At 48.8% G+C, this 13,681-nt stretch carries 14 protein-coding genes; 4 read left to right on the forward strand and 10 right to left on the reverse strand.

What is annotated here, in order from left to right; translation table 11 throughout:
- Positions 1 to 31: 31 nt before the first annotated feature.
- On the reverse strand, positions 32 to 898 hold the full coding sequence (purU, locus tag HHL17_RS10140) for a formyltetrahydrofolate deformylase (RefSeq protein ID WP_169224607.1): 867 nt from the start codon (positions 896 to 898) through the stop codon (positions 32 to 34).
- A 65-nt stretch (positions 899 to 963) separates the two neighbouring features.
- On the opposite strand from purU, the gene HHL17_RS10145 reads away from it, so the two are divergent.
- Positions 964 to 1,437, forward strand: coding sequence for a metallophosphoesterase family protein (locus HHL17_RS10145; RefSeq protein ID WP_262889031.1), 474 nt, complete (start codon positions 964 to 966; stop codon positions 1,435 to 1,437).
- 35 nt (positions 1,438 to 1,472) lie between these two features.
- Positions 1,473 to 2,549 (forward strand): DUF4421 domain-containing protein, encoded by a 1,077-nt coding sequence (locus HHL17_RS10150; protein WP_169224609.1) that lies wholly within the window; start codon positions 1,473 to 1,475, stop codon positions 2,547 to 2,549.
- On the opposite strand, the gene HHL17_RS10155 is transcribed toward HHL17_RS10150, so the two are convergent.
- The 3 genes from HHL17_RS10155 to HHL17_RS10165 form a co-directional block, all read right to left on the reverse strand.
- Positions 2,546 to 3,127: an LOG family protein gene (locus HHL17_RS10155; protein WP_169224610.1), complete on the reverse strand. Its 582-nt coding sequence runs from the start codon at positions 3,125 to 3,127 to the stop codon at positions 2,546 to 2,548. The two genes, HHL17_RS10150 and HHL17_RS10155, sit on opposite strands and share 4 nt — an antisense overlap.
- Before the next feature lie 15 nt (positions 3,128 to 3,142).
- Positions 3,143 to 3,772, reverse strand: a complete 630-nt coding sequence (locus HHL17_RS10160; protein WP_169224611.1) for an HD domain-containing protein — start codon at positions 3,770 to 3,772, stop codon at positions 3,143 to 3,145.
- A gap of 90 nt (positions 3,773 to 3,862) precedes the next feature.
- Positions 3,863 to 6,136: an aconitate hydratase gene (locus HHL17_RS10165; protein WP_169224612.1), complete on the reverse strand. Its 2,274-nt coding sequence runs from the start codon at positions 6,134 to 6,136 to the stop codon at positions 3,863 to 3,865.
- A 294-nt stretch (positions 6,137 to 6,430) separates the two neighbouring features.
- Here HHL17_RS10165 and HHL17_RS10170 point away from each other — a divergent pair, with 294 nt between their 5' ends.
- The gene (locus HHL17_RS10170) at positions 6,431 to 6,652 is read left to right on the forward strand and encodes a PspC domain-containing protein (RefSeq protein ID WP_169224613.1); all 222 of its coding nucleotides are present in this window, start codon (positions 6,431 to 6,433) and stop codon (positions 6,650 to 6,652) included.
- A 166-nt stretch (positions 6,653 to 6,818) separates the two neighbouring features.
- Here HHL17_RS10170 and HHL17_RS10175 read toward each other — a convergent pair whose 3' ends face one another.
- Entirely contained in the window at positions 6,819 to 7,226 is a 408-nt protein-coding gene (locus HHL17_RS10175; RefSeq protein WP_169224614.1) for a hypothetical protein, read from the reverse strand.
- A gap of 67 nt (positions 7,227 to 7,293) precedes the next feature.
- Complete coding sequence (gene kdsA, locus HHL17_RS10180; protein WP_169224615.1) at positions 7,294 to 8,115, reverse strand: 3-deoxy-8-phosphooctulonate synthase; 822 nt, start codon at positions 8,113 to 8,115, stop codon at positions 7,294 to 7,296.
- Positions 8,116 to 8,367: 252 nt separating this feature from the next.
- Here kdsA and HHL17_RS10185 point away from each other — a divergent pair, with 252 nt between their 5' ends.
- A complete protein-coding gene (locus HHL17_RS10185) occupies positions 8,368 to 9,306 on the forward strand; it encodes an NAD-dependent epimerase/dehydratase family protein (protein WP_169224616.1) in 939 nt (312 codons plus the stop codon).
- Positions 9,307 to 9,532: 226 nt separating this feature from the next.
- Here the strand turns inward: HHL17_RS10185 and HHL17_RS10190 are convergent, their stop codons facing one another.
- From HHL17_RS10190 to HHL17_RS10205, 4 genes are all read right to left on the reverse strand, one after another.
- Entirely contained in the window at positions 9,533 to 10,780 is a 1,248-nt protein-coding gene (locus tag HHL17_RS10190) for a sulfate adenylyltransferase subunit 1 (RefSeq protein WP_169224617.1), read from the reverse strand.
- 33 nt (positions 10,781 to 10,813) lie between these two features.
- Positions 10,814 to 11,722, reverse strand: coding sequence for a sulfate adenylyltransferase subunit CysD (gene cysD / locus HHL17_RS10195; protein ID WP_168869605.1), 909 nt, complete (start codon positions 11,720 to 11,722; stop codon positions 10,814 to 10,816).
- 39 nt (positions 11,723 to 11,761) lie between these two features.
- Positions 11,762 to 12,445 carry a phosphoadenylyl-sulfate reductase gene (locus tag HHL17_RS10200; RefSeq protein WP_169224618.1) on the reverse strand — a complete coding sequence of 228 codons (684 nt, stop codon included), beginning with the start codon at positions 12,443 to 12,445 and terminating at the stop codon, positions 11,762 to 11,764.
- Between the two features lie 665 nt (positions 12,446 to 13,110).
- The gene (locus HHL17_RS10205; protein WP_078672022.1) at positions 13,111 to 13,530 is read right to left on the reverse strand and encodes an RrF2 family transcriptional regulator; all 420 of its coding nucleotides are present in this window, start codon (positions 13,528 to 13,530) and stop codon (positions 13,111 to 13,113) included.
- Positions 13,531 to 13,681: the final 151 nt, after the last annotated feature.

Genomic DNA, 13,681 nt, shown 5'->3' on the forward strand with positions numbered 1-13,681 from the left:
GATTTTTTGTTAAATATCCTATAGGGGTATTTTAAAACACAATTGTCTTATTACCATGCACAATCACCCTGTTTTCGATATGGGCTTTCACTGCGCGGGTGAGCACCTGCCGCTCTATATCGCGGCCCAGCATCACCAGGTCGTCTACGGCATGTTTGTGGCTTACCCGGGCAACGTCCTGTTCAATGATGGGGCCTTCGTCCAGCTCATTGGTGACGTAGTGAGCGGTAGCGCCAATCAGCTTTACGCCGCGCGTATAGGCGTTGAGGTAAGGACGGGCGCCGGCGAAAGCGGGCAGGAAGGAATGATGTATGTTGATAATGCGTTGGGGATACCGTCCTACAAAGCGGGGCGACAGGATTTGCATATAACGTGCCAATACGGTGAAATCAACGTTATGCTGCTCTAGCAGGTCAATGGCCGCCTGCTCCTGTGCTGCTTTGTTGCTGGTATCTACCGGCAGATAGTGGAACGGGATGTCCAGTGAAGTGCATTCTTTTTCCAGTTTGGTATGATTGGAGATCACCACAGGGATGTCTACGGCCAGCTCATCATTGCGCCAGCGCCATAGCAGTTCCATCAGGCAATGGTCGTAGGAAGATACCATGATGGCCATCTTCTTGCGCTGGTCGCTGTAATGGATCTGCCATTCCATCGCCAGGGGAGTGGCCACTTTTTCCTGGAAAGACTGCTCCAGCCCGGCTCTGTCAGCAATGTCAAGCTGTATCTCCATACGCATGAAAAACAATCCTTCACGCGGATCGGTACTGTGTTGGCTCGCATCGAGTATATTTGCACCGAGTTGGAAAAAAAACACAGAAACACCGGCTACAATACCAGGCCGGTCAGGACAGCATATCAACAGGCAGGCGATCGTTTGTACAGGGGAGTTTTGCATAGAACTAAAAATAAAAAATAATCATATAAAGCTATAAAGTATTTCCGTTGAAAAAAATCGGGTTAATGTCGGATACGCACAGCTATCTGCATCCACAGGTGTTTAAGTATTTTGAAGAGGTAGACGAAATATGGCACGCGGGCGATATCGGCAATGTAGCGCTGGCTGACCAGCTGGAAGCTTTTAAGCCCTTCAGGGCCGTTTATGGTAATATCGACGGCGCGGATATCCGTATCCGTTACCCGGAAACCCTCCGCTTTACACTAGAAGGGGTAGAGGTATTAATGACCCACATTGGCGGCTATCCGGGGAAATATGCACCCGGTATCCGCGAGGTGCTGAAAAAAGACCCTCCGAAACTCTTTATCTGCGGGCATTCCCATATTTTGAAAGTGATGCCCGACCCGGCATTGCAATTGTTACACATGAACCCGGGCGCCTGTGGCCAGCAAGGATGGCATAAAGTAAAAACCCTGCTCCGGTTCCGGCTCGATCAGGGCCGCATTGAACAATTGGAAGTCATTGAATTACCCGGCTGATCCTCCTGTGGATACCTGTCACGACAAAAAAGCTTATGACCAAATTTGTATTATTAATATTGGCGATGGTATGTGGATGCGTTCATGCAATGGCCCAGGGGAAATTCTTCAAATGGCTGCAAACGAAGAATGACACGGCCTATATCGAAGAGCATACAGAAGATATTACCTTCCGCCTCTATGGATCGCGTAAATTCACCAGTTACGATATCATAGACAGAAAACAAAAGAAAAACATATTATACCGCCCTAATACCCCCTTCAATATCGGAGTGGGGGCCAACTACCGCTTTATCGGCATCAACCTGGGGTTTAATTTCCCCTTTATCAACAGGCACAACGAAAGGTTCGGTAATACCCGTTATATCGACCTGCAATCGCATATCTACCTGCGTAAGCTGGTGGTCGATTTTTACGGACAATCTTACAAAGGATATTATATCGCCAATCCGGAGAAGGTTTTCGGGAAAGAATACGCTCAACAGAATCCTTATCCTCAACGGCCTGATATACGGAACAGGGGACTGGGCCTGAATGTGCAGTATATCTTTAATGACAAACGGTTCTCTTACCGCGCGCCTAACCTGCAAAATGAATATCAAAAGAAAAGTGCCGGGTCTTTTATTGTGGGCGGCGAATTTTTTCTCGCGAACATCAAGGGAGACTCTTCCCTCATTCCTGCCAATATTGCGGATACTACCTTCCTGCGGGAACAGCACTATTTCAAAAGCGGGATCGTTAGCCTGGCGGCCAATATCGGGTATGCACACACGTTCGTTTACCGGCAACACTTTTTCCTGTCGTTGTCAGTGACTACCGGTCTCGGCGCAGCCAAAACCGGCCTGCACTACGACAATGGTGAGGTGGGCCATAATGTGGGGCTTCAGTTCAGTAATACGATCCGGGCATCGCTAGGCTATAACTCCAGCCGCTATTTTGCAGGTATTCACTATGTGGGTATGACTACCCGCAGCAAAATGCCCGAACCGCATACCTATCAGGCTTTCGGAGCGGGCAATTTCAGGGTAAGCCTGGTCCGCCGTTTCGAGTTAAAGAAACCGCTGTGGAGGGCTAATATGTTGAAAGAAAAGAAAGAAGCAATAATGAACTAGCTCTGCGCCGGTGTGATCCACTTCGGTTTTTCCACAGGATGGTATTGTTCCATCTTCGTCAGCAGCTCATCTATCTGATCGCTGTACAGCAGCATGTCACGGCTGGCAGCAGAAAGAAAACCTTTCTCCGTCATGGTTTGTGACAGCTGATGCAGCGCATCGTAAAAACCGTTGACATTGAGCATGCCGACAGGTTTCTGATGCAGTCCCAGCTGTCCCCAGGTGAGCATTTCAAACAACTCTTCCATGGTGCCAAAACCGCCTGGCAGCGCTATCACGCCGTCTGACAGCTCATTCATTTTGGTTTTGCGCTCATGCATGGTATCTACCAGTACCAGTTCGGTGAGACCATTATGCGCCAGTTCTTTCTGTTGAAGGAAATGTGGCAATACGCCAATTACTTTTCCCCCTTCCTGTAATGCGCCATCGGCTACGGCGCCCATCAGGCCTACTTTTGCGCCGCCATATACCAGTGTGATGTTGCGTTGGGCAAGTGCTGCGCCCAGTTGAAGAGCCTGGTCCATATATACCGGATCAAGGCCGGTGCTGGAACCGCAAAAAACGACGATACTTTTCATATGCATTTGTTTCCGTTATAAGTTGTTTAGTTCTGCCTGTATGTTTTGCCGGGCCTGTGTTTCATATTGTTGTTGAAAATCACGGGTACGGTAAATGGCAGGCATCTCCAGGAAATGTTGTAAAACCTTTTTCCTGCCGGGATGATAGAGGAGATCTGGATATATGCTGTATTCCTGGCGTATTTGCTGCACATATGCCTGGTAGGTTTCCGGCGAAGCGCCCAGTATCTGCAGATCAAAGTCCAGGAAGTAGTCAAGATCACTGTTGTTTTGGGTGTTGATGTGTGTCTGGGTTGCCAGAATAAATTCCTCCACGGCGGTAATTTTCTCCGTGGGAAAGCGGGTTTGCCGGAGGTACTGCACTGCGGCAACGGCGCTTCGTTGTTCGTTGTCACGCTGCTGTGCGTCGTATACAATATCATGAAAGAAGATGGCATACTGCACTACGTCCGGTTCCTGAAGTTGACCGGCATACATGTTTTGCAGCGTCAGCAGCTGGGTGATGTGCTGCAGGTTATGATAGTGTCTTTCGGGGGCGTGGTAGGCGGCCTGAATGTCCGCAAAGGTTTGTTGAACGAGCGTCGTGTCAGCAGTATACAGGTGATTCAGTTGGGTCCAGGTTTCGCTGATAACGGGAGTGGGCATATGGTGATGATTTACGGGGGCAATTTAAAAAGAAAAACGGGCAGAAAGCTCTGCCCGTTTTCCACATATTTGATTCAACCGTAGGTTGAATTATTTTTTGTTTTTAGCAGCTTCTGCACGGATTACGTTCAGCGCGCCGCCAGCTTTGAACCACTCGATCTGTTGTTCGTTGTAAGTGTGGTTTACAGCGAATTCATCGGTGCTGCCGTCTTTGTGATGCAGCACTACAGAGAGTTGTTTACCTGGAGCGAAGGTAGTCAGGCCAAGGATATCGATGCTATCGTCTTCCTGGATTTTGTCATAATCTTCTTTGTTAGCGAAGGTCAGACCCAGCATACCTTGTTTTTTCAGGTTGGTTTCGTGGATACGGGCGAAAGATTTCACCAGGATGGCACGAACGCCGAGGTGGCGGGGTTCCATGGCAGCGTGTTCGCGGCTGGAGCCTTCACCATAGTTTTCGTCACCTACTACCACTGCACCGACGCCGGCAGCTTTGTAAGCACGCATGGTAGCAGGAACAGCACCGTATTCACCGGTCAGGGAGTTCTTAACGGTATCTGTTTTATCGTTGAACGCGTTTACCGCGCCGATCAGCATGTTGTTGGAGATGTTGTCCAGGTGACCGCGGTATTTCAACCATGGGCCGGCCATGGAGATGTGGTCAGTGGTACATTTACCTTTTGCTTTGATGAGGAGTTTCAGGCCTTTCAGGTCTGTACCTTCCCATGCAGCAAAAGCATCCAGCAGCTGGAGACGGTCGGAGGTAGGGGATACGATCACCTGTACTTTGCTACCGTCTTCGGCAGGAGCCTGGTAACCGGCATCATCTACTGCGAAACCTTTAACCGGCAGTTCAAAACCAGTAGGTTCGTCCAGTTTCACGTCTTCGCCGTTTTTGTTTTTCAGGGTGTCAGTCAGCGGGTTGAAGGTGAGGTCACCTGCAATAGCCAGTGCTGTCACGATTTCAGGAGAAGCTACGAAAGCGTGGGTAGAAGCCAGGCCGTCGTTTCTTTTCGCGAAGTTACGGTTGAAGGAAGTGATGATGGAGTTTTTACGGTTAGGGTCATCGATGTGACGGGCCCATTGACCGATGCAGGGACCGCAGGCGTTAGCCAGCACTACACCGCCTACCTGGTCAAAGGTAGCGAGCAGACCGTCTCTTTCGATGGTATAACGTACCAGTTCAGAACCTGGTGTGATAGTGAATTCGGATTTCATGTCCAGTTGTTTGTCGATGGCTTGTTTTGCCAGGGACGCAGAACGGGAGATGTCTTCGTAGGAAGAGTTGGTGCAGGAACCGATCAGGGCTACTTCCAGTTTCTCAGGCCAGTTGTTTTCTTTGATCGCTTGTGCAAATTTGGAGATAGGCCATGCCAGGTCCGGAGTGAAAGGACCGTTTACATGAGGCTCCAGGGTATTCAGGTCGATTTCGATTACCTCGTCGAAGTATTTTTTAGGATCTGCATACACTTCAGCGTCCGGACGCAGGTGATCTTTCACCGCGTCAGCCAGGGCAGCAACTTCTGCTCTGCTGGTCACTTTCAGGTAGTCAGCCATTTTGCTGTCGTAAGCAAACACGGAGCAGGTAGCACCGATTTCAGCACCCATGTTACAGATAGTGCCTTTACCAGTGGCGCTCAGGCTGTCAGCACCTTCGCCGAAGTATTCCACGATAGCGCCGGTACCGCCTTTAACGGTCAGGATACCTGCTACTTTCAGGATAACGTCTTTGGCGGAAGTCCAGCCACTCATTTTACCGGTCAGCTTCACACCGATCAGTTTTGGCATTTTCAGCTCCCAGGGGAGACCGGCCATTACGTCTACCGCGTCGGCACCGCCAACACCGATAGCCAGCATACCCAAACCACCAGCGTTAGGGGTGTGGGAGTCGGTACCAATCATCATACCGCCGGGGAATGCATAGTTTTCCAGCACTACCTGGTGGATGATACCAGCGCCGGGCTTCCAGAAACCGATGCCGTATTTGTCAGAGATGGAAGAAAGGAAATCGTAAACTTCTTTATTAGTGTCAACAGCAGCCGCCAAATCTTGTGTGGCGCCTACTTTGGCTTGTATAAGGTGGTCACAGTGTACTGTGGAGGGAACCGCAACTTTTTCGCGGCCGGCGGTCATAAACTGGAGCAACGCCATCTGGGCGGTCGCATCCTGCATCGCTACACGGTCCGGCGCAAACTCAACGTAGGATTTGCCTCTTTCAAAAGGCGTGGTAGTTGGTGCATACAAGTGTGCGTATAAGATCTTTTCGGCAAGTGTGAGCGGACGGCCTAACAGCTGACGGGTTGCTTCCACTTTACCCGGTAGTGCCGCATACACTCTTTTAATCATGTCAATATCAAACACCATGGGAAAAAAATAATTTAAGAGCGGTTAAAAATTGCTCGCAAAATTAACTAAAAACAACAAGTTTTTAAATTAATTACTGAAGATACTGGCAGAATTTTACCCGACCGGATACTAAAAAAACAAGCCTGGCAAATTGGGTCCCACCTTTAAAAGAATTGTTAAAAAATGTTATATTAAGTTTTTACCCCCTGTCTGGGACAACCGGCGCCCGCACCGCTCCGGCCGCGCTCCTGTTAAATTACGGCAGTGACGGCCACTATTGTTTTTCCGGGGGAAATTTGATACATTTGAAACATGAACCGGATTAAAGACTTTTTGGAATGGAAGGCCTTTGGCGTATGTTCCGCCATCGGTGAGAAACTGGGCGTAGCTACCTCCAGGATCCGCTTCTTTTTCATTTATGCTACTTTCCTGACCATGGGATCACCTGTCATCGTCTACATGATCCTCGCCTTCTGGATGAATATGAAGAATTATATTCTCAACGGCAGAAGAAATCCCCTGCGTTACCTCTGATAACAAATCTTTATTTTTTTTAATTTATTTAGATAGGTGGGCTTGCATCAAGGCAAAACCCATCACAGACTGCTTTTGTTGACATAAAAGGCAGTCCTGAAATGACAAAGAGGATGCAACCGGTGCCCGGTCACATCCTCTTTGTCGTATATGCTTCATCCGGCTTTTATTCCAGATGGAAATTGGTCATACCATGATAATGGTTCTGCAATTCATTCAGCGTAATAGGCGCATTCAGGTTCCTCGTTTCATCGCGGTAATGCAACTGAAGCAAGGGCTGATTGCCTTGGTCATGTACGCGCACGGAGAACGGTCCCCGGACATACAATTTGCCTTTGCCATTGCCGGACTGGTTAGCGTCCAGATGGAACTGCAATCTGAGTAAGGTAGCCTCGTCCAACGGAATAGAGTGCAGGTTGTCGAGATCATACCAAAACTCATTCGTGTCATTATCGGTGGCCACAAGCACTTTTTTATCCTCATGATCCACCTGTAGAATCTTCCCCGGTTTCTCTACACCTGCGTAGCTGGTAATTACCGTATCTCCGGCTTTTAAATGGTGTAAACTGATCATAGTGAGCTGTTTTTAGTGTTTCATGAATTTACACAAAACGAACCAAAACAACAAGGGGAAGCAGACCTTATAATTTCACCGCTACTTTCCGCAGTTCTACCAGTTTTTCCAGCAGTTCTTCCAGCAGATCGAGACGCAACATATTGGCGCCATCAGATTTGGCACGGGAAGGCTCCGGATGGGTTTCAATAAACAGCCCGTCAGCGCCGGTGGCAATAGCCGCCTTGGCAATGGTGCTGATCATCTGTGGATTACCACCAGTAACGCCGCTGGTTTGGTTAGGCTGCTGCAAAGAGTGCGTACAGTCCATTACTACCGGCTGTCCCAGATGTTTCATCACCGGAATGTTACGATAGTCTACCACCAGGTCCTGGTAACCGAAGGTGGTACCCCTCTCTGTCAAAATGATATGTTCATTGCCCGCTCCCTGTATTTTCTCTACGGCAAATTTCATGGATTCACCGCTCAGGAACTGACCTTTCTTTACATTAACTACCTTGCCTGTTTCTGCTGCGGCCAACAAGATGTCTGTCTGGCGGCAAAGGAAGGCAGGGATTTGTAATACGTCCACGTAAGCTGCGGCCATAGCGGCTTCGGCAGCGGAGTGGATATCAGAAGTAACTGGTACGTTAAAAGTTTTGCCCACTTTCTGCAACAGTTCCAGCCCTTCCACATCACCAATACCGGTAAATGAATGTACGCTCGTACGGTTGGCCTTCCGGTAGGAAGCCTTAAAAACATAAGGAATAGACAGACGTTTGCAGATACCTGAAACTTTCTCTGCTACTTCCATCAGCAGCTCTTCTTCTTCTATCACACACGGACCAGCAATCAGGAAAAAATTTTCCGGATTGTATTGTTCTTTGAACAATGATTTTAAATGCTTCATAATTTTATAACTATTGGGTCATTAATCGCCATGCAAAGATAGTCTTTCCCGGCATTAACAGACCCCTGTACTGACAGCTCAACCCTATACGAAAAGTTAAAATTGTCATACTTTTGTAATCCGGGATTGGAAAGTCCACCCATTGCAGTTTTTATTGTTATAGCATTGTCATGCGCGTGGGCCGGTGGAACGGAAATATCGCCGAACCTGTTAATATTACGCTCTCAAATTATTGCTTTCAATTTTCGTTATATGAAGAAAGATAAGATCCTGGTTATTGGTGCCTGCGGACAAATAGGCGTGGAGCTGACCCTGGCGTTAAGGAAAATGTATGGAGATGCCAATGTGGTGGCATCGGATCTGCGCGAAGAACATGATCTGCTAAAAGGAACAGGCCCGTATGTGTCGCTGGACGTAATGAACAAAGAGATGTTGCACGTATTGATCATCCGGCACAACATCACCCAGGTATATCTGCTGGCGGCCATCCTGTCTGCCACCGGTGAAAAAAATCCGCTGCTGGCATGGCATATCAATATGCAAAGCCTGCTCAACGTACTCGATATCGCTAAGGAAGAGAATATTGATAAAGTATACTGGCCCAGCTCCATCGCGGTATTCGGCCCTAATTCCCCGATGCAGGACACACCACAACACACTATCATCGAACCGACTACCATCTACGGTATCAGCAAATTTGCCGGTGAACGCTGGTGCGAGTACTATAACCACCGTTATGGCGTAGACGTGAGAAGTCTCCGCTATCCCGGCCTGATCAGCTATAAGTCTGCTCCGGGCGGCGGTACCACCGACTATGCGGTGGAAATCTTCCATGAAGCAAAGGAAAATAAAAAATACACCAGCTTCCTGTCAGAGAATACTTATCTGCCTATGATGTATATGCCGGACGCTATCCGCGCTACCATCGAACTGATGGAAGCCGATGCCTCCAAAATATCTGTGCGCTCTGCTTATAACCTCTCTGCTATGAGCTTCTCTCCCAAAGAGATCGCGGCAGAAATCAAAAAACATATTCCTGAATTTGCCATCAGCTATGAGCCGGACTATCGCCAGCAAATCGCTGACGGCTGGCCTAACAGCATGGACGACAGCCTCGCGCGCGCCGACTGGGGTTGGAAACACGAATATGACCTGGAGAAGATGACAGCGGACATGTTCAAAAACATATAACCGTAACTGTGATGGTCATGATTATTGCTGATTCTCCTGATTGGAGAAGATTAGAGCGGAGATCAGCACGAGTTTAGAATAGCATATTATTGTTTGATTTGAGTATAAAATAAGGCCCGGTGATATCTTCACCGGGCCCTTGTTTTTATATTGCTTTATTCAGTCCTGAAAGTCGTATCAATCTCCGCTAATTAGTGTAATCGGCTGTAATCATGACCATCACAGTTCATATCAAAGTTCCGACAGCAACGGTCGTATTGTTGAACTCATCAATCAATATGAACGCGCCATTAGCGGGGTTTTTCGCGTAGATGTCAGCAAAGATAGGCTGGGCTGTTTTCAGGGTAATGCTACCGATATCATTTAGACCCATATCATTTTTGCCTTCGATGTGTTGATAACTGGTTACATCGATGACGAAGTTGATCTGCTGCACTTTTGCTTTCACGCGGTTAATGCCATGCTGGAGCAGGTAGGTTTTACCGGCGACCAGTTTCTGCTGGTCCATCCAGCAGATGTTGGCGGTGATTTCTTTGCGTTGTTCGGGAACGTTGTCTGTTTTTACCAGCATATTGCCCCGGCTGCTGTCAATTTCATCTTCAAGGGTGATGACCACACTTTCACGGGCATGGGCGGCAGGCAGCTGTTTTTCGAACTGCTCGATGGTTTTGATCCTGCTTTTCTGTCCTGATGGCAGGGAGATGATTTCATCGCCCACGTTGAAATGGCCACTGGTCACTTTGCCGGCGAAGCCACGGAAATCGTGGTATTCGGTGGTACGCGGCCGGATGACGCTCTGGATCGGGAAGCGGGCCGGGTGTCGGTTATCTTCCTGGTCAAAGGCGATTTTTTCAAGGTAATCGAGCAGGGTAGGGCCCTGGTACCAGTTGATGATACCGGTGCGGGTGGCCACATTTTCGCCGTACAGGGAGGAGATCGGGATGAACTTCACTTCCTGTGCTTTATAGGAGGCGCCGGCGAGCAGCTGCTGGAAATCTTCCACGATCTGATTGAAACGGGCCTCGCTGTATTCCACCAGGTCCATCTTGTTGACACACACTGCGAGGTAGGGAATGCGCAACAGGTTGGCGATGAAAAAGTGGCGATGTGTTTGTTCCACGATGCCTTTGCGGGCATCGATCAGGATGAGTGATACCTGCGCGTTGGAGGCGCCGGTCACCATGTTACGGGTATATTCAATATGGCCGGGCGTATCGGCGATAATGTATTTACGGTTGGGGGTAGAGAAATAGATATGCGCCACGTCGATGGTGATGCCTTGTTCTCTTTCTGCCACGAGGCCGTCTGTCAGCAGTGACAGGTCGGTGAAGTCGAGCCCTTTGCGTTTGCTGGCGGCGTGGAGCGCCTCCATTTTATCCTGGGGGATAGAGTTGGTGTCGTATAAAAGACGGCCGATCAGGGTGCTTTTCCCATCGTCTACACTACCGGAAGTGGCTATACGTAAAACCTCCATATGCGTTCGCTTTTTTGCTGTAAGAAGTAAATGTTAAAAGTAACCTGCCTGTTTTCTTTTCTCCATGGCGGCTTCAGAGCGTTTGTCGTCTATGCGTGCGCCACGTTCAGAAATTTTGGCTTCCATGATTTCTGCGATGATGTCTTCCAGCTTATCGGCTTCGGACAGCACGGCAGCGGTACAGGTCATGTCGCCAACGGTGCGGAAGCGTACTTTCTGGCGGAAAGGCACTTCATCGGCGGTGGTGTTGAGGTAGGCAGAGTAAGGCCAATAGAGACCGTCGCGCTCAATGATTTCCCTTTCGTGTGCAAAGTAGATGGAAGGTATTTCCAGTTTTTCGCGGCGGATGTAGTTCCATACGTCCAGCTCTGTCCAGTTGGAGATAGGGAATACGCGCACGTTTTCACCGATATTGATTTTTCCGTTGAGGATGTCAAACAGTTCAGGGCGTTGCATTTTAGCGTTCCACTGACCGAATTCATCGCGTACGGAGAATATTCTTTCTTTAGCGCGGGCTTTTTCTTCGTCGCGGCGTGCGCCGCCGATGCAGGCGTCAAATTTTCCTTCTTCGATGGCATCGAGGAGGGTAACGGTCTGCAGGGCGTTGCGGCTGGCGTATTTGCCCGTTTCTTCCTGTACTTTGCCCTGATCAATGCTGTCCTGCACGTTGCGGACGATCAGGTCGAGCCCCAGAGTGTTGACCAGCCAGTCACGGAACTCGATGGTCTCCGGGAAGTTATGGCCGGTGTCTACATGTAGCAGCGGAAAGGGTACCTTGCCCGGATAAAAGGCTTTCTGGGCCAATCTCACGAGGGTAATGGAATCTTTACCACCGGAGAAGAGCAGTACCGGCTTCTCGAATTGGGCGGCTGTTTCGCGTAATATGTATATGGCTTCATCTTCCAGCGCCTGTGGAAATTCCCAGTTTATCTGATGTGTCATGGGTGACAATGATTTTATGATTGCAAAGGCTGTTTTCTTTTATCCGTGCAGGCCGCATTCTTTCTGCGACTGTTCCCACCACCACCGACCGGCGCGCGGATGTTCTCCCGGCTCGATGGCGCGTGTACAGGGTGCACAACCGATGCTGATAAAGCCTTTGTCGTGCAGTTTGTTATAGGGAACGTTGTGTTGGGAGAGGTACGCCAGTACTTCATCATACCCCCAATGGATCAGGGGATTGTATTTATAGAGATGGCGTTGTTCGTCCCATTCCAGCGTCTGCATATCGTGGCGGTTTTCGGATTGTTCGGCACGTAGTCCGGTGATCCATACTTTTACGCCTTCCAGCGCCCTGTTGAGCGGTACTACTTTACGGATGCCGCAACACTGTTTGCGGTTTTCCACGGAATCGTAAAAGCTGTTGGGGCCTTTTTCGCTGACCAGTTTTTCTACGGCCGCTGTTTCGGGGTAAAACACTTCGATCGGCTGTTTGTAACGGGCAAGGGTGACGTCCATTACGTCATAGGTCTCCTGGAACAGGCGTCCTGTGTCCAGAGTAAATACCCTTACGGGTAAATGGTTACGCCAGATAATGTCTGCGATTACCTGGTCTTCCTGGCCAAAGGAAGTAGAAAACGCCACGGCACCCGGATATTGCTCCAGGAGATATTGTATGGCTTCTACCACCGGCTTGTTGGCCAGTGCGTTGGTAATGTCTGTCATGTAATCTTCCTTAAAGATAATTGCCTAGTGCCAGCGCGTACTTTTCAGTGACGCCGTATACAAAAATACATAAATCCTATAAAAAAGATAGACTATTGTGTTAGAAATTTATCGTTTGTGGGTGAATGAGCTATGGGGGCTGGTTTCCCAGGGCTGAAGCCCTGGGTTACAATGTTGTTCAGGTTCTTTTTTATACAGGGTGCATTAATCTTGGCCTTCGGCCGATGTTAATGTGGTTGTTGGGGGGAATTTTTTGAGGTACCAGAGTCTTAGGCTGGAGTTAATGTCGCTGTTGTAGGGAGTTTATTCGTGTTATCTTGGCCTTCGGCCGATGTTAATGTGGTTGTTGGGGGGAGTTTTTTGAGGTACCAGAGTCTTAGGCTGGAGTTAATGTCGCTGTTGTAGGGAGTTTATTCGTACTATCTTGGCCTTCGGCCGATGTTAACGCCATTCTGGGAATTTATTCATGAACGCTTGTCTCCTGCCGATATAAATGCTGCTATTTTGGGAGAACCCCATGGTTTGCGCCAATACTCATGCAATCCTCATAAAAAGAACCTGAACAACATCGTAGCCCAGGGCTTTAGCCCTGGGACCGCGAACGCGAAATAAAAAAGCCGGCACGAAAAAATCGTGCCGGCCGGATAATTTGCTCGCTGCGCAGGTTATGCGTTGCGGGTAAGAATATCTTTTAATGTTTTGGTCTCCAGCAGTTTCAGGGTGGCGTCCCTTACTTTGCTCATCACTTCATTCAGGCCGCATACGGCTTCATCGCGGCAGTTCTCGCAGCGCTCATAATAGTTGAGGCTTACGCAGGGCAACAGGGCGATGGGCCCGTCCAGCAACCGGATGATCTTGGCCAGTGCAATCTCTTTCGGAGGACGCATCAGGTAATATCCGCCGCCTTTCCCTTTCTTACTGCCCAGAATACCGGCATTTTTCAGCTCCAGCAGAATGTTTTCCAGGAACTTGATAGAGATATTCTTCTCCTGAGCGATCTCGGAGATCAGGATAGGCCCTTTATCAACATTTTCTGCCAGGTGAATGAGTGCGTGAAATGCGTATTGTGTTTTTTTAGATAACATAGTGACTTATTTGCATCCCTGGGGATGACGCTATCGGTGCTGCAATGAACATCTTTGACGTTACAAATATAAGCTCTTCTTTTGAGTTTTATGTTTTGGCAGCCAACGTGGAGCGTGACAGGAATAAATAACAATTGATTTTCAATTCATT

This window comes from Chitinophaga fulva, from assembly GCF_012927205.1.
Taxonomy (GTDB): Bacteria; Bacteroidota; Bacteroidia; order Chitinophagales; family Chitinophagaceae; genus Chitinophaga; species Chitinophaga fulva.